Below are 20,607 nucleotides of genomic sequence, written 5' to 3'. Positions count from 1 at the left end.
ATGATTATCTGCGGCATTGAAATCAAAGGCAGCGAAGCAATCATCGCCGTCGCTTCACTGGATCAACAGGCCTTGAGCCACGTCGCGCTCAATACCAAGAAAATCACCCTGGACGAGGATGACGAGGCCGCCAACGTCAAAGCGTTCGCTGCTCAAGTACGGGCGTTTGTGCTGGAGAACGGCATCGAACGCATCGCCATCAAGAAACGCAGCAAGAAGGGCGAATTCGCCGGCGGCCCCACAACGTTCAAGATCGAAGGGATTTTCCAGTTGCTGGAAGGCTGCGAAGTGACCCTGCTTTCGCCACAGACCATCAATGCACAGAGCAAGAAACATGACTTCGCTTTGCCGGCGACGCTGAACAAGTATCAGCATGAGGCGTACAAGGCGGCGTGTGCGGCGTTGATGAAACAATAATGCCTCGCTCCCACAGGCCCTTTGTTCGGCCATCAGACCACCTTGCGCCGATCCTCCCGAGGACACCGCTCGAACCTCGCCCGATAACTGCGGGTGAAGTACGACGGTGACTCGAATCCGCAGGCTATGCTCACTTCCAGCACGCTCATGTCGGTCTGGCGCAGCAGTTGCCGGGCCTTTTCCAGACGCAGGCGCAGGTAGAAGTTGCTGGGCGTGTCGTTCAGGTGCAGGCGGAACAGCCGCTCGAGCTGGCGCCGGGTGACACCGATGGATTCGGCCAGCTCAAGGGTGCTCAGGGGCGGTTCGCTGTGGGTTTCCATCTCACCAATGACATGCACCAGCTTTTTGTTGCGGATGCCGTAGCGGCTGGCAATCTCCATGCGCTGGTGATCCTTGCGCGGGCGGATGCGGCCGAGCACGAATTGTTCGCTGACCTGAATCGCCAGGTCCGCGCCATGGGCCTGGCCGATCAGGTCCAGCATGAGATCGATGGAAGCAGTGCCCCCGGCACAGGTGATGCGGCGACGATCGATTTCGAAAAGCTCCTGGGTCACGCTGAGCTGTGGATAAGACTCCTTGAACGCCTCGATGGCCTCCCAGTGAAGGGTGACCCGGTGCCCTTCCAGCAACCCCGCGTCGGCCAGAACCACACTGCCCGTATCGATGCCGCCGAGGGTCACGCCCTCCTTGTCCAGTCGATGCAACCAGCGCTCCAACGCCGGCGTGGCGAATTTCAGCGGTTCGAACCCCGCCACCACCCACAACGTCGCGCCTTTCTTCAACGGCTCCAGCGCAGCATCGGCGTTGACCGACATGCCGTTGCTGGCCAGGACCGCACCGCCATCGGCACTCAACACATGCCAGCGGTACAGTTCACCGCGAAAGCGATTGGCTACCCGCAACGGCTCGATGGCCGAAATGAAGCCGATGGCCGAAAAACCCGGCATCAGCAAGAAATAGAAGTCCTGGGACATGGCGCACTCGGTCGACGGGCAGCGTGGAGATCTTGATACGCCACTTGCCGGGGCCGTTCAAGAGGTCGCCGCAGTGCAAGTGCGGGTCGCCGCAGTGCGTTTTGCGAAAGGGCCGGCTGCGTAACTTGGCATCACCGGCGCGCAGACGCCGGAACCCATAACAATAAGCTGCCGAGGAACCCGACATGAAACGACTGATCAGCTCCTGCGTTCTTGCACTCAGCGGTACCACCTTCCTGGGCATGAGCTCCGCCACCCTGGCCGCCGAACCGGCAGCGTGCCAGAACGTGCGCCTGGGCGTGGTCAACTGGACCGACGTCATCGCCACCAGCGCCCTGACCCAGGTGATGCTCGACGGTCTCGGCTACCAGACCAAGCAAACCAGCGCCTCCCAGCAAATCATCTTCGCCGGCATCCGCGACCAGCGCCTGGACCTGTTCCTGGGCTACTGGAACCCGCTGATGACCCAGACCATCACGCCGTTCGTCGAGGCCAAGCAGGTGAAGGTACTGGAGCAACCCAGCCTGAAGGACGCCCGCGCCACCCTGGCGGTGCCGACTTACCTGGCCGACAAGGGCCTGAAGACCTTCGCCGACATCGCCAAGTTCGAGAAGGAACTGGGCGGCAAGATCTATGGCATCGAACCCGGCTCCGGCGCCAATACTCAGATCAAGGCAATGATCGCCAAGAACCAGTTCGGCCTGGGCAAGTTCCAACTGGTGGAGTCCAGCGAGGCCGGCATGCTCGCCGCCGTGGACCGTGCCGTGCGGCGCAAGGAAGCCGTGGTGTTCTTCGGTTGGGCGCCGCACCCGATGAACGTTAACGTACAGATGACCTACCTCACCGGCAGCCAAGACGCCCTCGGCCCGAATGAAGGCATGGCCACCGTATGGACCGTCACCGCACCGAACTACGCCGAACAATGCCCGAACGTCAGCCGGCTACTGAGCAACCTGACCTTCAGTGCCAAGGACGAGAGCAAGATGATGCAGCCACTGCTGGATCACAAGGACCCGCTCGAATCGGCCCGGCAATGGCTCAAGGACCACCCCCAGGACAAGCAGCGCTGGCTCGAAGGCGTGACCACCTTCGACGGCAAGCCGGCCGCCGACAACCTGAAACTGACCAGTAACTGATCGAACGTTATCCCTCTGCGCAGCACCCGACTGGCTGCGCAGTGACTCACTACGCCTGAAGGAAACCGCACCATGAACCACGACGTCATCATCACCTGCGCACTCACCGGTGCTGGCGACACCACCGCCAAGAGCCCTCACGTACCGGTCACGCCGAAACAGATCGCCGAAGCCGCCGTGGAAGCCGCCAAGGCCGGGGCCACGGTGGTCCATTGCCACGTCCGCGACCCGCAGACCGGCAAGTTCAGCCGCGACGTGGCGCTGTATCGCGAAGTGATGGAACGCATCCGCGAGGCGGACGTGGACATCATTGTCAACCTCACCGCCGGCATGGGCGGCGACCTGGAGATCGGGCCCGGCGAACGGCCGATGGAGTTCGGTCCCAACACCGACCTGGTTGGCCCGCTGACCCGCCTGGCCCACGTCGAAGAACTGCTGCCGGAAATCTGCACCCTGGACTGCGGCACCCTGAATTTCGGCGACGGTGACACCATTTACGTCTCGACCCCGGCGCAGCTGCGGGCCGGGGCCAGGCGCATCACCGAGCTGGGGGTCAAAGCCGAGCTGGAAATCTTCGACACCGGCCATCTGTGGTTCGCCAAGCAGATGATCAAAGAAGGCCTGCTGGACAACCCACTGTTCCAGCTCTGCCTGGGCATCCCATGGGGCGCACCGGCCGACACCACCACCATGAAGGCCATGGTCGACAACCTGCCGGCAGACGCGGTGTGGGCCGGCTTCGGCATCGGCCGCATGCAAATGCCGATGGCGGCCCAGGCGGTGCTGCTCGGCGGCAACGTGCGGGTCGGCCTGGAAGACAACCTGTGGCTGGACAAGGGCGTGCTCGCCACCAACGGCCAACTGGTGGAGCGCGCTGGCGAGATTCTCAGCCGCCTCGGTGCCCGCGTGCTCACGCCCGCCGAAGGCCGCAAGAAGATGGGGTTAGTCAAGCGTAGCTGAACCGAGCTTGTACATCACACCTACTGAAAACCCAGATTTTTGTACGCTACAGAACAAATGTGGGAGCGGGCTTGCTCGCGAAGACGGTGTTCCGTTCACGAGATAGCCATTGGATGTACCGGCCCCTTCGCGAGCAAGCCCGCTCCCACAATTGGCTCACCGAACTATTCAGGAAACCACCATGAGCTTTATCACCGACATCAAGACCTTCGCCGCCCTGGGCAGTGGCGTCATCGGCAGCGGCTGGGTCAGCCGAGCCCTGGCCCACGGCCTGGACGTCGTGGCCTGGGACCCGGCACCGGGTGCCGAGGCAGCGCTGCGCAAACGCGTCGCCAGTGCCTGGGGCGCACTGGAGAAGCAAGGCCTGGCGCCTGGCGCCTCCCAGGACCGGCTACGTTTTGTCGCGACCATCGAGGAGTGTGTACGCGATGCCGACTTCATCCAGGAAAGCGCCCCCGAGCGCCTGGAACTCAAACTCGATCTGCACAGCCGGATCAGCGCCGCCGCCAAGCCGGGCGCGTTGATCGGCTCCAGCACCTCAGGCTTGCTGCCGAGCGAGTTCTACGAAGGTTCCACTCATCCCGAGCGCTGCGTGGTCGGCCACCCGTTCAACCCGGTGTACCTGCTGCCACTGGTGGAAGTGGTCGGTGGCAAGAACACCGCGCCAGAAGCCATCCAGGCCGCCATGCAGGTCTATGAATCGCTCGGCATGCGCCCCCTGCACGTGCGCAAGGAAGTACCCGGTTTCATCGCTGACCGCCTGCTTGAAGCGCTCTGGCGCGAAGCATTGCACCTGGTCAACGACGGCGTGGCGACCACCGGCGAAATCGATGACGCCATCCGCTTCGGTGCCGGGCTGCGCTGGTCGTTCATGGGTACGTTCCTGACGTACACCCTGGCCGGCGGCGATGCCGGGATGCGTCATTTCATGGCCCAGTTCGGCCCGGCATTGCAACTGCCGTGGACCTACCTACCGGCACCGGAACTGACTGAGAAGTTGATCGACGACGTGGTGGAAGGCACCAGCGATCAGTTGGGCAGCCACAGCATTGCGGCGCTGGAGCGCTATCGTGACGACTGCCTGCTGGCGGTGCTGGAGGCGGTGAAGACCACCAAGGCCAAACATGGCATGAACTTCACCGAATAACCTTTGTGGGAGCGGGCTTGCTCGCGAAGAGGCCAGTACATCCGCTAAAGATGTTCTGGCCGATACACCGCTTTCGCGAGCAAGCCCGCTCCCACATGAAACCCAATCTTCAGTTGGATTGTCATCATGCCCACCCTCACCACCTATCAAACCCATATTCGCCCCGAATGGGTCGATTACAACGGTCACCTGCGCGACGCGTACTACCTGCTGATTTTCAGCTACGCCACCGACGCGCTGATGGACATGCTCGACATGGACAGCCAGAACCGCGACGCCAGCGGCCACTCGCTGTTCACCCTCGAACTGCACCTCAATTACCTGCACGAGGTGAAGGTCGACGCCGACGTCGAGGTGCATACCCAGATCATCGGTCACGACGCCAAACGCCTGCATCTCTATCACAGCCTGCACCTGGTCGGCGGGGACAAGGCGTTGGCGGGTAACGAGCAGATGCTGCTGCACGTCGATCTGTCGGGCCCGCGTTCGGCGCCCTTCACGGAGGCCACCCTGGGCAAACTCAAGGCCTTGATCACTGAACAATCCGATCTGCCATCGCCGGACTACATCGGTCGGATCATTGCCCTGCCGCCTGCCCGTTAAGCTTCGAACAGGAGATCGCCATGAACACCGCCGCTGCCTTTGCCGACTTCCGCCGCTATCCCCTGGTTTGCGCGCTGACCGCGGCAAGTCCCTTCGCCGACCGGATACAGGTCACCTGGGCCGACGGCCGGCTCAGCCCGTTTCATCATCAATGGCTGCGGGATAACTGCCCCTGCCCGCAGTGCGTCTATACCGTTACCCGGGAACAGGTGCTGGAAATCGTCGATGTGCCTGAAGACCTGGCGCCTGGTGCGATCCGCCTCGATGCCGAAGGCTGCCTGTGTGTGGATTGGCAGGACGGCCATTGCAGCCGTTTCGATCCGGGCTGGCTCCGTGCCCACGCCTACGATGATGAATCCAGGGCCGAGCGTCTGGCAGGCAAGGCCGAGCGCCAATTGTGGAAACACGATCTGCAATTGCCGGTATTCGATTACCCGGCGCTGATGGAAGATGCCGACGCGCTGCTGCAATGGCTGCTGGCGGTACGGGACGTCGGCCTGACCCAGGTCCGCGGTGTACCCACCGAACCCGGCTCGCTGAAACAGATTGCCCAGCGCATCTCGTTTATCCGCGAGAGCAACTTCGGCGTGCTGTTCAATGTGCAATCCAAGGCCGATGCCGACAGTAACGCCTATACCGCCTTCAACCTGCCCCTGCACAGCGACTTGCCGACCCGGGAGTTGCAGCCGGGGTTGCAGTTCCTGCATTGCCTGGTCAATGACGCGGACGGCGGCGAGAGCATTTTCGTCGACGGTTTCGCCATCGCCCAAGCCCTGCGCCAGGAAGACCCCGAGGCTTTTGCAGCGTTATGCGAGATCCCGGTGGAGTTTCGCAACAAGGATCGCCACAGCGACTATCGCTGCCTGGCGCCGATCATCGCGCTGGATGCGCTGGGGCAGGTTGCGGAAATCCGCATGGCCAACTTCCTGCGCGGGCCGTTCGACACCTCGGTCGAGCAGATGCCCAGGCTCTACCGCGCCTACCGGCGCTTCATCGCCTTGACCCGCGAACCGTCATTTCGCCTGATGCAGCGGCTGGAGCCCGGCCAGTTGTGGTGCTTCGACAACCGCCGCACCCTCCATGCCCGCAACGCCTTCGACCCGGCCACCGGCGCGCGGCATTTCCAGGGCTGCTATGTGGATCGGGATGAGTTGCTGTCGCGGATCCTGGTGTTGCAGCGCTAGACACGGCAAGCGTGCCGTCGCGGGCTTTGGTTGGATTCAATCATCACGCCGCAGCACGTGATCATCGCCGGCATGGAATTGCACTCCCAACGAATCCGTCAAGCTGGCGGCGGCTTGCCTTGCCCCCTGAAAAGCAATATCGCCAGAGGCATCGACCACCCCCATGGACAACTCATGGAAATCCCCACCCCTCGGAGTGGCAAGCTGAAGGGCTATCAGTGTAACGACGGCATCCGCTCTCCCTTCTGCTGTCCAAATTATCATTTGGCGCCTGTGACCATCCTCGCCACGACGACCGTTCAGTCTTGTTTGCTCCCGAACCGCGTCCCGACCCGCACTACACGCGCTTTCATAGGCATTTCTTACTTGCTCGTGCGACAGAGCAACAATCTGTTGTTTGATGTTTCGCTTCTCAACGGCAGCGGCAATCAGAGGTGCTTTCTTACGCAATCCTTCCAGGCTGAGCTCGTCGTCTTCATACATTCGCAACCATTCGCGGCGAGTGCGCAGCAAGCGCTCGTCGTCTCGAATAGGCAGTTTGGTCAGCATATTTTCTGCGCGCTTTCGAAAACGCTGGGGAACTTCGTCTGTGAGCGCCAACTGAAGTGAAGGCAGTAATATTTCAAACCAACCAGCACCAACAAGGAACGGATCAAGTAAGTCAGCCGCTTTCTTCTTGCTTTTGGAACTGTTCAGCCAGCCTGCCATATATCGATAGTTGGACCATTCGTAGGCAAGAGCCATGTCTTCATGACAGCTAACAAAATGGTCAACGGTGCCGTCCGATATCCACATGGCACCTAATGCACAACGGTCACTGAATCCTTGTGCAAGGGCCGGTTTGAATGCGGACCAAAAGTCTGTAGGACGGCTTTTATCGGGATTGGCCAGGAGCCAAGCGGCTCCTTTCTTGCGACAGTCCTTGTCGAATTCTTTTGGCTCATCGATAGGATTAGGTACAGGAATCATTTCTGCCGCCTACGCCGTCTGTCTTCAACGCTCTTCTCCACAGAGACAATCCAGCGAGGCCAAAAATGGTCGGTTTCGGGCAGGGCCTTAATTAGCGCCTCGTGAATTTCCTTTTCGCTATCAAGGTGCGCAGGCAGATCCTTTCGATCATCTCGCATCCAAGCCTCGGCTGCCTCTATCGCCAGCTCAGCGTCCACGGACCGAGCCTGCCTCAAGCCAAAAGACTCCGAGACCAACCAATTGACAACATCCCCTTGCTTGGCCCAAATCTCTCTGGAGATATGGGCTTCACCCGCCTCAAGATTGATGTTGAACACCGCATCGATCGACTGATCGAAGTCAGGCTCAACAGACGCAAGGACCAGAGGAGAGTGAGTGGCAATCAACAATTGAACAGCCACCTCCTCCCCCGTCATGGCTTGAACGACCTTGAGCAATGCGGGAACGATTCGACGCTGCCATTGAGGATGAAGATGACACTCCACCTCATCGACGAGAAAAATAATTTCCTTCGCCGGTTTGATTTTCCGTTGTCTGCACGCGCGCTTATGGCCATTCCAAGTCCAGACCAACATGTAGGCCAGGGCCGCAATACGACGCATCCCCGCCGATGCATGCACCAACGGAACATCAAGGCCATACGACATCCTCAACGTTGGATATTCAGTTTCATCGAGCGCACCGATGTGACAAGGCTCACCCGGTGATAACTTCTCGATGCCTGAAGGTGATAAAGCATCCAGCGCCAGCGTCAATTCCTTGAATGCAGAATCACCGCTGGTTCGTTGCCAGCGAACCCAATCGTGAATAAGGCCATTACAGATATTCGTACCTTTGTCGGATACCGCTCCTTTCCAGACCTGATCGGGTGAAAAATTGAACGCACGGATTTTTTCTTCTGCATCCGCTTGCTGGTCACTCCAGTAATTTCGTGCTGGGTCCCACGCAGAAAAGCTTCCGTCCACTCCGGCATAGATCACCACACCCGGAATAGAAGGGCGTGCCTTCGGCTTTCGCCAAATACCGCCATCGAATGGAATTACGCCTTCCTTGTCTCCCGCTGTCACTTTGCTGAAAGCAAATCCGATACTGGCACTGGTAGCGCTCTCCCGGGGGACGGCTTCGATACCTCTCGCCCAAGTTCGTGTGAGAACCCACCACGCAGCATCCAGCAGAAAACTTTTCCCCAATCCGTTATCGCCAGTGATGAAATTCAGACGAGGAGCAAACTCGACAGGCCCGAAGACCTCTGCCGGGCCAACACCTTTAAGGGTCAAGAGTTTCAGCATTACGTTACCTTCCGTTTTGTCCATCTGACTGGAGGTTCGGCCCGGATAGACGAGTTTCAGCCTGTAACCGTCGCCCTATCGAGCGCGGAACAAGTGAAGAGCAAGCATAGACAGTCCAATCTGAATTGGTCGTAATGCTAATGCCAAACAGCAACTCGTAGCCATCCTTTGCATACGAGCAGTCGTAAACTGATTTTACAGTTGCAGAAGACAAAAAAATCCCCGATCAAGCCGTGACAGGATCGGGGCAGGAGGCGTTACTGGAGGAGCTGTCGCGCGAGGGTGACCAAACCATCGTGATTCAGCTTGAGGCCAGTGTGCCCAGTCCCGATCAGCGTCAGTTAGCCGAAAACGACACACTCATAGCCATATAGGTCATCGCGACGATTTGCCCTTGCCGCCGCTTCGGGTGGCTACCAGAATCGGATCAGACCCCAATCCCGGAACAAGGAAAAGCGTCATGATGCACGCCGATTTGATCGACCAGGAAGACCTGCTGGGCCAGTTCAAGGCTCTCGGTCTTCAGATACCCAGCGGCTCTACCGCCGAGCAGGCCTGCGAGTGTGCGGTGCGCGGCCTGGACAAGGCTCGTGCCAATGAACTGCGCCGGATGGTCAAGGAAATGTACACCAGCAGCGCTACCATCTTGCCGGCTGTGCGCCAGGCGATCGACAAGCAGCTGTTGCCGGCACTGGCGCAATACCAACAGAACCACAGCGCCTGAAAAACCAATCGCGAGCAGGCTCGCTCCCACAGTGGTCTGCGGCGTGCACACTATCTGTGACACCCGCAGCATCCCCTGTGGGAGCGAGCCTGCTCGCGATGAAGGCGCCTCGGTCTAGAGCCTCACACTGGCAAACGTCGACTCGTTGCGCGCCTGGCTCAATGCCGACAACGGACCGGACAACGGCGACAGCACCAGGGCCTGCGGCAATGGCATCATCGCCACCTGTTGCGTGGTGTTGGAACCGACGCGCTCGTCGCGCGGTGGAATGCCGAAGTATTCGCGGTAGCACTTGGAGAAGTGCGGCGTGGAGACGAAGCCGCACACCGATGCCACTTCGATGATCGACATCGGCGTCTGCTTGAGCAGTTGCCGTGCACGGATCAGTCGCAGCTTGAGGTAATAGCGCGACGGCGAGCAGTGCAGGTATTTCTGGAACAGCCGCTCCAACTGACGCCGGGACACGGCGACGTACACCGCCAGTTCGTCCAGGTCGATCGGCTCTTCGAGGTTGGCCTCCATCAGCGCGACGATTTCCTGCAACTTCGGCTGGTTGGTGCCGAGCATGTGCTTGAGCGGCACACGCTGGTGATCCTGCTCGTTGCGGATGCGCTCATAGACAAACATTTCCGAGATGGCCGCCGACAATTCGCGACCATGGTCGCGACTGATCAGATGCAGCATCATGTCCAGCGGCGCGGTACCGCCGGAGCTGGTGAAACGGTTGCGGTCGAGGGTGAACAGGCGGGTGCTCATCGACACCCGCGGGAAAGCTTCCTGCATCGCCGCCAGGCATTCCCAGTGCACGCTGCAATCGAACCCATCGAGCAGACCGGCGCAGGCCAATGCCCAACTGCCAGTGCAGACCGCGCCAAGGCGGCGGGACTGGCGGGCCTGGCCCTGCAGCCAGGACACGTGTTCGCGGGTAACGGTGCGCTGGATGCCGATGCCGCCACAGACGATAACGGTATCCAGAGCCGGTGCCTTGTGCATGGACGCGTCCGGAGTGATCTGCAGACCGTCACTGGCCCAGACCTGCCCGCCATCCACGGTGAGGGTGGTCCAGCGATACAGCTCGCGACCGGATAGCTGGTTGGCCATGCGCAGGGGCTCCACTGCGGACGCCAGGGAAATCAGCGTGAAATTGTCCAGCAGCAAAAAGCCGATGGACTGAGGCGCACGGTTCTGGGGTTGGGCCCCGGAGTGGGTCGACGTCATCGCGGTATCTCCTCACACAAAGCGGGTGATGGCCTCAGGCGGAGGCTCTTTTTATTGGTGATTGCCCTCGGTCTCTACGCAGGAGACGGGCTTTGTTATGGATAGAGCAATTGCCGTGCCTAAATTTGAATACGCATTCAATAAATCCTGAAAACGACATGCCGAGCCGTCTATATAAGGCGCATACCGCGTGTGGATTATCGGGGTCTTCAAAGGCTTCCGGCGCTTGGTCCAGCGAGCAGTGAGCAGTTCGGTAGCACTTGTGGTAACTGGGCTGCGCCGTTTTCGGCACAGTGTCACCGCAAGCACGGGAGACGAACGGTCGAAAGCTGCGCGCCGGCTGATCCGAGAACAGGGTCTTATCTGATTGCGACGCGCTAAAAGGTGGCGGATTCAGGAGGCAATGTTCGTTTATTGAGCAGTTTCAGAGGCGCTTGTGGCGAGGGGATTTATCCCCTCGCCACAAGGAGGGACCGTTGCGATCCGATCAACACTCCACCGCACTGACCGCCAACCCACCGCGCGACGTCTCTTTATATTTGTCGTGCATGTCGGCGCCGGTATCACGCATGGTGCGGATCACCCGGTCGAGGGATATGAAATGCTGGCCGTCACCCCGCAGGGCCATTTGCGCCGCATTGATGGCTTTTACCGCGGCAATCGCATTGCGCTCGATGCAAGGCACCTGAACCAGACCGCCCACCGGGTCGCAAGTCAGGCCGAGGTTATGCTCCAGGCCGATTTCCGCCGCGTTGCACAGTTGCTCCGGCGTGGCCCCCAGAATCTCCGCCAGACCCGCCGCCGCCATGGCGCAGGCCGAGCCCACTTCGCCCTGGCAACCGACTTCGGCACCGGAAATCGAGGCGTTCTTCTTGCACAGGATGCCCACCGCTGCCGCGCCGAGGAAATAATCCACCACGTTGGCGTCGGTAACGTCCTCGCTGAACTTCATGAAATAGTGCAGCACTGCTGGAATGATCCCGGCCGCGCCATTGGTCGGCGCCGTCACCATGCGTCCACCGGCGGCGTTTTCCTCGTTGACCGCCAAGGCGAAGAGGTTGACCCACTCCATCGCGCTCAGGGTCGAGCCGATAACATTCGGCTTGTTCAATTCTTGCAGACTGCGGTGCAACTTGGCCGCACGCCGGCGCACGTTCAACCCGCCGGGCAGGATACCTTCGTGCTTGAGACCCTGCTCGACACAATCCTGCATGGCCCGCCAGAGCTTCATCAGCCCACTGCGGATTTCTTCTTCCGAGCGCCAGGCCTTTTCGTTAGCCATCATCAGTTCGGCCACGCGCAGGTTGTGGGTGCGACACAACATGAGCAGTTCTTCGGCGCTGGAGAAATCATAAGGCAGCTGAGTGGTGTCCAGGTCCGCTACGCCGCTGGAGGCCTGGGCCTCATCGACGACAAAGCCACCGCCAACTGAATAATAGGTGTCGCGGAACAACTCACCGCTGGCGCCTTCGGCCACCAGCGTCATGGCATTGGGATGGAACGGCAGGTTTTCGTCGATCAGGCGCATGTCCCGCGCCCATACGAAAGGTACTGGCAAGCGACCGTCCAATTGCAGGGTCTCGGTTTCGCGCAACCGCGCGATGCGCGGCGCAATCTGCGACGGATCGATCGCATCCGGCCACTCGCCCATCAGCCCCATGATGACCGCGGTATCGCTGCCGTGGCCGATGCCGGTGGCCGACAGCGAACCATAGAGCTGAACCTCGACCCGCCGCACGTCGTTCAACAACGCCTTTGCCCGCAGCGCCTCGACAAACAGCGCCGCGGCGCGCATCGGGCCGACCGTGTGAGAACTGGACGGGCCAATACCGATTTTGAACAGATCGAACACACTGATTGCCATTGCCTAGAACCTCCAGAACGGGCATATCCGGGCGCAGGAGCGCCCGGTGACGGAGCTGCTACGCTCAACGCCGGATGGCCGCATCATCCGGTTTTTGCCCTAGGGGTCGACGTCTGACACCGACGCAATTATGCCCACCAACGTCGCCGGCCCCATGACAGGGTTCTACGCCGTTTTTTTGCGTGTCAGAGACCTGCCAGAGGCGGAAAAAATCTGTAAACGACGTCACCGACACTGGATGCGACCCTCCCTGTACTGGATACGACTCACCCTGTAGGCGACAGATTTGCGCTGGTACATGATCGGTTACGGCTCGTTTTCAAGGCCGCGTGTCGAGACAGTGTTCACGCGCCCCAACCGCAACATCCAATACAAAGCGCGATTGTCCGACCGGACACCGCCAATAAAACACCAGGAGTCCACTCATGAAAGGTTCCAAGACGTTGTTGTTGGCCGCCATGCTGAGTCTTCCCATGCTGGCCAACGCTGCTGAACCCGCACAGTGCAGCACTGTTAACTTCTCCGACGTCGGCTGGACCGACATCACCGTGACCACCGCCACCACCAGCGTCATTCTCCAGGCCTTGGGCTACAAGACCAAGACCACCATGATTTCCGTGCCGGTGACCTACAAGTCCCTGGCCGACGGCAAGAACATGGACGTGTTCCTCGGCAACTGGATGCCGACCATGGAAAACGACATCAAGGCCTACCGCGATGCCGGTACCGTGGAAACCGTGCGGACCAACCTCACAGGCGCCAAGTACACCCTGGCGGTTCCCGAAGCCTTGTACAAAAAGGGCCTCCAGGATTTCAAAGACATCCCCAAATTCAAGAAAGAGCTCGACGGCAAAATCTACGGCATCGAGCCCGGCAACGATGGCAACCGTTTGATCCAGAGCATGATCGACAAGAACGCTTTCGGCCTGAAGGACGCCGGTTTCAAGGTCGTCGAGTCGAGCGAAGCGGGCATGCTGTCCCAAGTCGAACGTGCCTCGAAACGCAACACCGACGTGGTGTTCCTCGGTTGGGAACCACATCCGATGAACACCCGCTTCAAGATCCAGTACCTGACCGGTGGTGATGATTTTTTCGGTCCGGACTTCGGTGCCGCCACCGTGGCGACCAACACCCGCAAGGGCTACGTCCAGGAATGCAGCAACGTGGGTCAGTTGCTGAAGAACCTGGAATTCACCCTGAACATGGAAAGCACGCTGATGGGCAACGTGCTCGACGACAAGATGAAGCCTGAAGCTGCCGCCAAGGCGTGGCTGCAGAAAAACCCACAGGTACTCGATACCTGGCTCGCTGGCGTGACCACCATTGACGGAAAACCTGGCCTGGAAGCCGTGAAAGCCAAGCTCGCACAGTAATAGTTATGCCGGGCGGGTCCACCCGCCCGGGCTGTTTATCCCTTGCATGCGGACGTTCACTACCATGCTGATTGATCAGAAAATACCCTTGGGCCAGTACATTGCGGACTTCGTCGAATGGTTGACGCAACATGGCGCCAGCACCTTTGACGCCATCGCACTGTTCCTGGAAACGATGATTCACGGCGTGACATTTGCGCTGACCTGGTTCAACCCCCTGGCCTTGATTGGCCTGATTGCCCTGCTGGCGCATTTCATCCAGCGCAAATGGGGCCTCACCGTATTCGTCATTGCCTCCTTTCTGCTGATCCTCAATCTGGGTTACTGGCAGGAAACCATGGAAACCCTGGCCCAGGTGATGTTCGCTACCCTGGTCTGCGTTGTGATCGGTGTGCCGCTGGGCATTGTTGCCGCGCACAAGCCGATGTTCTACACCATGATGCGTCCGGTACTCGATCTGATGCAGACCGTACCGACCTTCGTCTACCTCATTCCTACCCTGACCCTCTTCGGTCTGGGTGTGGTCCCGGGTCTGATCTCCACGGTGGTGTTCGCGATTGCCGCGCCCATCCGCCTGACTTACCTGGGCATCTGCGACGTTCCGGAAGAACTGATGGACGCTGGCAAGGCCTTTGGCTGCTCCCGTCGCCAGCTCCTGTCGCGCATCGAACTGCCCCATGCGATGCCAAGCATCGCGGCCGGTGTCACCCAGTGCATCATGCTGTCGTTGTCGATGGTCGTGATCGCCGCACTGGTAGGTGCCGACGGTTTGGGCAAACCCGTGGTCAACGCACTGAACACCGCTGATATCGCCCTGGGCTTCGAAGCCGGTCTGGCGATCGTATTGCTGGCGATCATGCTCGACCGTATCTGCAAACAACCCGACGCCAAAGCAGGGGGTGACGCATGAGCATAATCCGCTTCGACCAGGTCGATGTGATCTTCGCCAAGGATCCACGCGAGGCCCTCAAACTGCTCGACCAAGGCATGACCCGCAACGAGATCCTGAAGAAGACCGGGCAAATCGTCGGCGTGGAAAAAGCCAGCCTGGACATCGAGAAAGGCGAAATCTGCGTTCTGATGGGCCTCTCCGGCTCCGGCAAATCCAGCCTGCTGCGCTGCATCAACGGCCTGAACACCGTGAGCCGTGGCAAGTTGTTCGTCGAGCATGAAGGCCGGCAGATCGACATTGCCTCCTGCAGCCCTGCCGAACTGAAGATGATGCGCACCAAGCGTATCGCCATGGTGTTCCAGAAGTTCGCCCTGATGCCTTGGCTGACGGTGCGCGAGAACATCAGCTTCGGCCTGGAAATGCAGGGCCGTCCGGAAAAGGAACGACGCAAGCTGGTGGATGAGAAACTTGAGCTGGTGGGCCTGTCCCAATGGCGCAACAAGAAGCCCGATGAATTGTCTGGCGGTATGCAACAACGGGTCGGCCTGGCCCGCGCCCTGGCGATGGACGCAGACATCCTGTTGATGGACGAACCGTTCTCGGCTCTCGACCCGCTGATCCGCCAAGGCCTGCAGGACGAACTGCTGGAACTGCAACGCAAATTGAGCAAGACCATCGTGTTCGTCAGCCATGACCTCGACGAAGCCCTGAAGCTGGGCAGCCGGATCGCGATCATGAAAGACGGCCGGATCATCCAGTACAGCAAGCCGGAAGAAATCGTATTGAACCCGGCGGACGACTATGTGCGCACTTTCGTCGCCCATACCAACCCGCTCAACGTCTTGTGTGGCCGCAGCCTGATGCGCACCCTGGACAACTGCAAGCGCATCAACGGTTCGGTGTGCCTGGATCCAGGCGGCGACTCCTGGCTCGACCTGGCCGAAGGCAACACCATCAAGGGTGCACGCCAGAACGGCGCGGCACTGGACCTGCAGAACTGGGTCCAGGGGCAACCCGTCGAAGGCCTGGGCCGTCGTCCGACACTGGTGGACTCCAACATCGGCATGCGCGACGCGCTGCAGATCCGCTACCAGACCGGTAACAAGCTGGTGCTCCACGACAACCAGAAGGTAGTCGGGATCCTTGGCGACAGCGAGCTGTACCACGCGCTGCTGGGCAAGAACCTGGGCTGAACCTCAACCCTGTGGGAGCGAGCCCTGTGGGAGCAGGCTCGCTCCCACAGGGTTTTGCATGCCTGGAAAGCGATCTTTGAGCCTTGACGTACGTCCGATTTTTTATTGATTGAACGTTCAATCAAAACAAAATAGACTGCTCATCAGCTCCATCGGGCAACTCTCTGTCCGCTGGATGATCGAGGAGAGAGACCCCAATGCCCAAGGTCGGTATGCAACCCATCCGCCGTCAGCAATTGATCGAAGCCACGTTGCAGGCCGTCGATCAGGTCGGCATGGGAGACGCCAGCATTGCGCTGATCGCCCGTTTGGCCGGGGTGTCCAACGGCATCATCAGTCACTATTTCCAGGACAAGAATGGCCTGATCGCGGCTACGGCCCAGTACCTGATGACGGTGCTGAGTGAGAACGTCACCGCGCGCCGGCTGGCACTGGAGGACAAGAGCCCGCGGGCGCACCTGAAAGTAATCATCGAGGGCAACTTCGACGCCAGCCAGGTCAATGGCCCGGCAATGAAAACCTGGCTGGCCTTCTGGGCCACCAGCATGCACCACCCGTCATTGCACAGGTTGCAGCGGATCAACGATCACCGTCTGTATTCCAACCTGTGTTGCCAGTTCCGTCGCGCCCTGCCCCTTGATGAGGCACGCAGTGCGGCACGGGGCCTGGCCGCGCTGATTGACGGCTTGTGGCTGCGCGGGGCGCTGTCGGGAGACGCGTTCGACACCGCCCAGGCACACCGGATCGCTTACGAATACATGGATTTCCAACTGGGCAAGGCAGGGGCATCAGAGCACACAGAGCCGCTGGACTCCTGAACCGCCGCCGAACTGCGTAGTCAGCTTTAGAAGACGCGCACGGGGCAGCCAACCACTTATGCACTTGCGAGGACTTTATGGCCCGTTTCGAACTGCAAAAACTCTACATCGATGGCGCATACAGCGATGCCAGCGGCGACGCCACTTTCGAAGCCATCAACCCTGCCAACGGTGAAGTGCTTGCCCAAGTGCAGCGCGCAACGTTCGAGGACGTCGAGCGCGCCGTGGCCAGTGCCGAAAAGGGCCAGAAAATCTGGGCTGCCATGACCGCCATGCAGCGCTCGCGGATCCTGCGCCGCGCCGTGGACATCCTGCGCGAGCGCAACGACGAGCTGGCCGCCCTGGAAACCCTGGACACCGGCAAGGCCTACTCCGAAACCCGCTACGTCGACATCGTCACCGGCGCCGACGTGCTGGAATACTACGCCGGCCTGGTGCCCGCCATCGAAGGCGAGCAGATTCCGTTGCGCGATACCTCGTTCGTCTACACCCGTCGCGAACCCCTGGGCATCGTGGCCGGGATCGGTGCGTGGAACTACCCGATCCAGATCGCGCTGTGGAAGTCCGCACCGGCCCTGGCCGCCGGCAACGCAATGATTTTCAAGCCAAGCGAAGTCACTTCACTGACCACCCTGAAGCTGGCCGAGATCTACACCGAAGCCGGCGTTCCGCCTGGGGTGTTCAACGTACTGACCGGCAGCGGCCGTGAAGTCGGCACCTGGCTGACCGAGCACCCGCGCATCGAGAAAGTCTCGTTCACCGGCGGCACCGATACCGGCAAGAAAGTCATGGCCAGCGCCTCGAGTTCGTCGCTCAAGGACGTGACCATGGAACTGGGCGGCAAGTCGCCGTTGATCATCTGCGACGACGCCGACCTGGATCGCGCCGCCGACACCGCGATGATGGCCAACTTCTATAGCTCCGGCCAGGTCTGCACCAACGGCACCCGCGTGTTCGTGCCAAGCCATCTCAAGGCGGCGTTCGAAGCCAAGATCGCCGAACGCGTGGCGCGCATCCGCATCGGCAACCCAGAGGACGAAAATACCAATTTCGGCCCGCTGGTGAGCTTCGCCCACATGGAGAGCGTGCTGGGCTACATCGAGAAGGGCAAGGCTGAAGGCGCACGCCTGCTGTGTGGCGGCAAGCGCTTGACCGACGGCGAGTTCGCCAAGGGCGCGTTCGTCGCGCCGACCGTGTTCACCGACTGCACCGACGCGATGACCATCGTGCGGGAAGAAATCTTCGGCCCGGTGATGGCAATCCTCAGCTACGAAACCGAAGAAGAAGTGATCCGTCGCGCCAACGACACCGAGTTCGGCCTGGCCGCCGGCGTTGTGACCCGCGACCTGAACCGCGCCCACCGCATCATCCACCAGTTGGAAGCCGGTATCTGCTGGATCAATGCCTGGGGCGAGTCCGACGCCAAGATGCCGGTGGGCGGCTACAAGCAATCGGGCGTGGGCCGCGAGAACGGCATCAGTTCGCTGAACAACTTCATCCGCATCAAATCGGTACAGGTTGAATTGGGCGATTACGCGTCAGTGTTCTGAGGAGTTTCGAGCGGCAAGCTTCAAGCTGCAAGTAAAAGCAGTTCAGGTTTGCCGCCCCTCGCATACGCACCGCTCGCTGCTCTTTCTTGCAGCTTGAAGCTTGGAGCTTGTAGCTCCCCGGAGAACCTATGACTACAGAATACGACTACATCATTGTGGGCGCAGGGTCGGCAGGCAATACATTAGCCACCCGTCTGACCGAAGACGAGGGCGTCACCGTCCTGCTGCTCGAAGCCGGCGGCCCGGACTATCGCCTCGACTTTCGCACCCAGATGCCCGCCGCCCTGGCGTTTCCGCTGCAAGGTCGACGCTACAACTGGGCCTACGAGACCGATCCTGAGCCACATATGAACGGTCGGCGCATGGAATGCGGGCGCGGCAAGGGCCTGGGCGGTTCTTCACTGATCAACGGCATGTGCTACATCCGCGGCAACGCCCTGGACTACGACAACTGGGCAAAACTGCCCGGCCTCGAGGATTGGACGTACCTGGACTGCCTGCCCTATTTCAGGAAGGCTGAAACCAGGGACATCGGCCCGAACGACTACCACGGCGGCGACGGCCCGGTCAGCGTGACCACGCCCAAGCCCGGCAACAACCCGCTGTTCCACGCCATGGTCGAAGCCGGCGTGCAGGCCGGTTACCCGCGCACCGAAGACCTCAACGGCTATCAGCAGGAAGGTTTCGGCCCGATGGACCGCACCGTTACGCCGAATGGGCGACGCGCCAGCACCGCGCGCGGCTACCTGGATGTGGCCAAGAAGCGTTCGACCCTGACCATCGTCACCCATGCCCTGACCGACAAGATCCTGTTCGAAGGCAAGCGTGCCGTGGGCGTGCGTTACCTGGTGGGCGCCGCTGAAGAACGCGTCGAAGCCAGGGCGCGCAAGGAAGTGCTGCTGTGCTCCGGCGCCATCGCCTCGCCGCAGATCCTGCAACGCTCCGGCGTCGGCCCGGCCAGATTGCTGGAAAGCCTCGACATCCCTGTGGTCCACGACCTGCCGGGCGTCGGTGAAAATCTCCAGGATCACCTGGAGCTTTACCTGCAATATGCCTGCACCCAACCGGTCTCGTTGTACCCGTCGCTGCTCTGGTACAACCAGCCGGCCATCGGTGCCGAATGGCTGTTCAACGGCACCGGCATCGGTGCCAGCAACCAGTTCGAGGCCGGCGGTTTCATCCGCACCCGTCCGGAATTCGAATGGCCGAACATCCAGTATCACTTCCTGCCGGTGGCAATCAATTACAACGGCAGTAACGGTGTAAAGGAGCACGGTTTCCAGGCGCACATGGGCTCCATGCGCTCGCCGAGCCGAGGGCGGATCCAGGCGAAGTCCAAGGATCCCCGCCAGCACCCGAGCATCCTGTTCAACTACATGGCCACCGAGCAGGACTGGCAGGAATTCCGCGACGGCATCCGCCTGACCCGCGAGATCATGCAGCAGCCGGCGCTGGACCCGTTCCGTGGGCGCGAAATCAGTCCGGGCATCGAGGTGCAAACCGACGAGCAACTGGACCAGTTCATCCGCGAACACGCCGAGACCGCCTTCCACCCATCCTGCTCGTGCAAGATGGGCACCGACGACATGGCGGTGGTGGACGGCGAAGGCCGCGTGCATGGCCTGCAAGGCCTGCGGGTGGTGGATGCCTCGATCATGCCGATCATTACCACCGGTAACCTGAACGCGCCGACGATCATGATCGCCGAGAAAATCGCCGACAAGATCCGCGGCCGCAAGCCACTGCCACGCAGCACCGCACCGTACTATGTGGCTGGCGACGCGCCGGTCAAGGGCAAGCCTATGCGTGAAGTAGCGCCAGCCGGGCAGTAACACCGCAGCGCAGCTATCGCGAGCAGGCTCGCTCCCACAGGGGATCCCCGGCGGACACAGATTTGGTGTTCCACTACCGATCCAATGTGGGAGCGGGCTTGCCCGCGAAGAGGCCGGCACATTCAACACCTTTACTGACTGTCACACCGCCTTCGCGAGCAAGCCCGCTCCCACAGGGTTCCTCGGTGGACACAAATTTTGTGCCCCACTACCGATCCAATGTGGGAGCGGGCTTGCCCGCGAAGAGGCCGGCACATTCAACACCTTCACTGACTGTCACACCGCCTTCGCGAGCAAGCCCGCTCCCACAGGGTTCCTCGGTGGACACAAATTTTGTGTTCCACTACCGATCCAATGTGGGAGCGGGCTTGAACTGGTCAAGTATTCTTGGACACCATTTAAGGTTCACGCCGCCAGTCTTTCCCTGACGACCGGCGACCGGTAATCGTTATAACTGTGAGGCC

18 protein-coding genes are annotated in these 20,607 nt (G+C 60.5%); 13 read left to right on the top strand and 5 right to left on the bottom strand.

From position 1 onward, the window contains the following. A complete protein-coding gene (locus FBX99_RS19455) occupies positions 1 to 417 on the top strand; it encodes a DUF3010 family protein (RefSeq protein WP_144926406.1) in 417 nt (138 codons plus the stop codon). A gap of 32 nt (positions 418 to 449) precedes the next feature. On the opposite strand, the gene FBX99_RS19450 is transcribed toward FBX99_RS19455, so the two are convergent. After that, a complete protein-coding gene (locus FBX99_RS19450; RefSeq protein ID WP_047702367.1) occupies positions 450 to 1,391 on the bottom strand; it encodes a GlxA family transcriptional regulator in 942 nt (313 codons plus the stop codon). 185 nt (positions 1,392 to 1,576) lie between these two features. Here FBX99_RS19450 and FBX99_RS19445 point away from each other — a divergent pair, with 185 nt between their 5' ends. The 5 genes from FBX99_RS19445 (at position 1,577) to FBX99_RS19425 (ending at position 6,421) form a co-directional block, all read left to right on the top strand. Further along, positions 1,577 to 2,527 carry a choline ABC transporter substrate-binding protein gene (locus FBX99_RS19445; RefSeq protein WP_144926402.1) on the top strand — a complete coding sequence of 317 codons (951 nt, stop codon included), beginning with the start codon at positions 1,577 to 1,579 and terminating at the stop codon, positions 2,525 to 2,527. A gap of 72 nt (positions 2,528 to 2,599) precedes the next feature. Beyond that, positions 2,600 to 3,487, top strand: a complete 888-nt coding sequence (locus tag FBX99_RS19440) for a 3-keto-5-aminohexanoate cleavage protein (RefSeq protein ID WP_144926399.1) — start codon at positions 2,600 to 2,602, stop codon at positions 3,485 to 3,487. Positions 3,488 to 3,668: 181 nt separating this feature from the next. Then, entirely contained in the window at positions 3,669 to 4,634 is a 966-nt protein-coding gene (locus FBX99_RS19435; protein WP_144926396.1) for an L-carnitine dehydrogenase, read from the top strand. Positions 4,635 to 4,760: 126 nt separating this feature from the next. Then, positions 4,761 to 5,237 (top strand): thioesterase family protein, encoded by a 477-nt coding sequence (locus FBX99_RS19430; RefSeq protein WP_144926393.1) that lies wholly within the window; start codon positions 4,761 to 4,763, stop codon positions 5,235 to 5,237. A 20-nt stretch (positions 5,238 to 5,257) separates the two neighbouring features. Then, complete coding sequence (locus FBX99_RS19425; protein WP_145132573.1) at positions 5,258 to 6,421, top strand: gamma-butyrobetaine dioxygenase; 1,164 nt, start codon at positions 5,258 to 5,260, stop codon at positions 6,419 to 6,421. A gap of 36 nt (positions 6,422 to 6,457) precedes the next feature. Here the strand turns inward: FBX99_RS19425 and FBX99_RS29035 are convergent, their stop codons facing one another. Then, entirely contained in the window at positions 6,458 to 7,390 is a 933-nt protein-coding gene (locus FBX99_RS29035; RefSeq protein ID WP_218570568.1) for a hypothetical protein, read from the bottom strand. Continuing rightward, on the bottom strand, positions 7,387 to 8,679 hold the full coding sequence (locus tag FBX99_RS19415) for an AAA family ATPase (protein WP_144926387.1): 1,293 nt from the start codon (positions 8,677 to 8,679) through the stop codon (positions 7,387 to 7,389). Before FBX99_RS19415 ends, FBX99_RS29035 begins: the two co-directional genes overlap by 4 nt. A gap of 460 nt (positions 8,680 to 9,139) precedes the next feature. On the opposite strand from FBX99_RS19415, the gene FBX99_RS19410 reads away from it, so the two are divergent. Then, on the top strand, positions 9,140 to 9,403 hold the full coding sequence (locus FBX99_RS19410) for a hypothetical protein (RefSeq protein ID WP_144926384.1): 264 nt from the start codon (positions 9,140 to 9,142) through the stop codon (positions 9,401 to 9,403). A 114-nt stretch (positions 9,404 to 9,517) separates the two neighbouring features. Here the strand turns inward: FBX99_RS19410 and FBX99_RS19405 are convergent, their stop codons facing one another. Together FBX99_RS19405 and FBX99_RS19400 are read right to left on the bottom strand one after the other, a co-directional pair. Beyond that, on the bottom strand, positions 9,518 to 10,621 hold the full coding sequence (locus tag FBX99_RS19405) for a GlxA family transcriptional regulator (RefSeq protein WP_024776554.1): 1,104 nt from the start codon (positions 10,619 to 10,621) through the stop codon (positions 9,518 to 9,520). A gap of 487 nt (positions 10,622 to 11,108) precedes the next feature. Continuing rightward, the gene (locus FBX99_RS19400; protein WP_144926381.1) at positions 11,109 to 12,485 is read right to left on the bottom strand and encodes an L-serine ammonia-lyase; all 1,377 of its coding nucleotides are present in this window, start codon (positions 12,483 to 12,485) and stop codon (positions 11,109 to 11,111) included. Between the two features lie 425 nt (positions 12,486 to 12,910). On the opposite strand from FBX99_RS19400, the gene FBX99_RS19395 reads away from it, so the two are divergent. From FBX99_RS19395 to betA, 6 genes are all read left to right on the top strand, one after another. Continuing rightward, complete coding sequence (locus FBX99_RS19395) at positions 12,911 to 13,858, top strand: choline ABC transporter substrate-binding protein (RefSeq protein ID WP_145132571.1); 948 nt, start codon at positions 12,911 to 12,913, stop codon at positions 13,856 to 13,858. A gap of 64 nt (positions 13,859 to 13,922) precedes the next feature. Continuing rightward, entirely contained in the window at positions 13,923 to 14,768 is an 846-nt protein-coding gene (gene choW / locus FBX99_RS19390; RefSeq protein ID WP_144926375.1) for a choline ABC transporter permease subunit, read from the top strand. Then, complete coding sequence (gene choV / locus FBX99_RS19385; protein WP_144926372.1) at positions 14,765 to 15,943, top strand: choline ABC transporter ATP-binding protein; 1,179 nt, start codon at positions 14,765 to 14,767, stop codon at positions 15,941 to 15,943. The genes choW and choV overlap by 4 nt, the downstream gene beginning before the upstream one ends. A 197-nt stretch (positions 15,944 to 16,140) precedes the next feature. Continuing rightward, positions 16,141 to 16,761, top strand: coding sequence for a transcriptional regulator BetI (gene betI / locus FBX99_RS19380; RefSeq protein WP_144926370.1), 621 nt, complete (start codon positions 16,141 to 16,143; stop codon positions 16,759 to 16,761). Positions 16,762 to 16,838: 77 nt separating this feature from the next. Then, positions 16,839 to 18,311, top strand: a complete 1,473-nt coding sequence (gene betB / locus FBX99_RS19375; protein WP_145132569.1) for a betaine-aldehyde dehydrogenase — start codon at positions 16,839 to 16,841, stop codon at positions 18,309 to 18,311. A gap of 128 nt (positions 18,312 to 18,439) precedes the next feature. Next, complete coding sequence (gene betA / locus FBX99_RS19370) at positions 18,440 to 20,143, top strand: choline dehydrogenase (RefSeq protein WP_144926364.1); 1,704 nt, start codon at positions 18,440 to 18,442, stop codon at positions 20,141 to 20,143. Positions 20,144 to 20,607 lie beyond the last annotated feature (464 nt).

It is taken from the genome of Pseudomonas sp. SJZ074 (assembly GCF_007828215.1).
GTDB lineage: Bacteria > Pseudomonadota > Gammaproteobacteria > Pseudomonadales > Pseudomonadaceae > Aquipseudomonas.
This window is presented reverse-complemented; position numbering and strand designations above follow the sequence as displayed.

Bases quoted from the DNA above. Each gene is read 5' to 3' on its own strand.
- FBX99_RS19415 (WP_144926387.1), bottom strand. From the start codon at position 8,679: ATGCTGAAACTCTTGACCCTTAAAGGTGTTGGCCCGGCAGAGGTCTTC.
- betI (WP_144926370.1), top strand. From the start codon at position 16,141: ATGCCCAAGGTCGGTATGCAACCCATCCGCCGTCAGCAATTGATCGAA.
- FBX99_RS19410 (WP_144926384.1), top strand. From the start codon at position 9,140: ATGATGCACGCCGATTTGATCGACCAGGAAGACCTGCTGGGCCAGTTC.
- betB (WP_145132569.1), top strand. From the start codon at position 16,839: ATGGCCCGTTTCGAACTGCAAAAACTCTACATCGATGGCGCATACAGC.
- FBX99_RS19400 (WP_144926381.1), bottom strand. From the start codon at position 12,485: ATGGCAATCAGTGTGTTCGATCTGTTCAAAATCGGTATTGGCCCGTCC.
- choW (WP_144926375.1), top strand. From the start codon at position 13,923: ATGCTGATTGATCAGAAAATACCCTTGGGCCAGTACATTGCGGACTTC.
- FBX99_RS19445 (WP_144926402.1), top strand. From the start codon at position 1,577: ATGAAACGACTGATCAGCTCCTGCGTTCTTGCACTCAGCGGTACCACC.
- FBX99_RS19395 (WP_145132571.1), top strand. From the start codon at position 12,911: ATGAAAGGTTCCAAGACGTTGTTGTTGGCCGCCATGCTGAGTCTTCCC.
- FBX99_RS19450 (WP_047702367.1), bottom strand. From the start codon at position 1,391: ATGTCCCAGGACTTCTATTTCTTGCTGATGCCGGGTTTTTCGGCCATC.
- FBX99_RS19405 (WP_024776554.1), bottom strand. From the start codon at position 10,621: ATGACGTCGACCCACTCCGGGGCCCAACCCCAGAACCGTGCGCCTCAG.
- FBX99_RS19425 (WP_145132573.1), top strand. From the start codon at position 5,258: ATGAACACCGCCGCTGCCTTTGCCGACTTCCGCCGCTATCCCCTGGTT.
- betA (WP_144926364.1), top strand. From the start codon at position 18,440: ATGACTACAGAATACGACTACATCATTGTGGGCGCAGGGTCGGCAGGC.
- FBX99_RS29035 (WP_218570568.1), bottom strand. From the start codon at position 7,390: ATGATTCCTGTACCTAATCCTATCGATGAGCCAAAAGAATTCGACAAG.
- FBX99_RS19455 (WP_144926406.1), top strand. From the start codon at position 1: ATGATTATCTGCGGCATTGAAATCAAAGGCAGCGAAGCAATCATCGCC.
- choV (WP_144926372.1), top strand. From the start codon at position 14,765: ATGAGCATAATCCGCTTCGACCAGGTCGATGTGATCTTCGCCAAGGAT.
- FBX99_RS19440 (WP_144926399.1), top strand. From the start codon at position 2,600: ATGAACCACGACGTCATCATCACCTGCGCACTCACCGGTGCTGGCGAC.
- FBX99_RS19430 (WP_144926393.1), top strand. From the start codon at position 4,761: ATGCCCACCCTCACCACCTATCAAACCCATATTCGCCCCGAATGGGTC.
- FBX99_RS19435 (WP_144926396.1), top strand. From the start codon at position 3,669: ATGAGCTTTATCACCGACATCAAGACCTTCGCCGCCCTGGGCAGTGGC.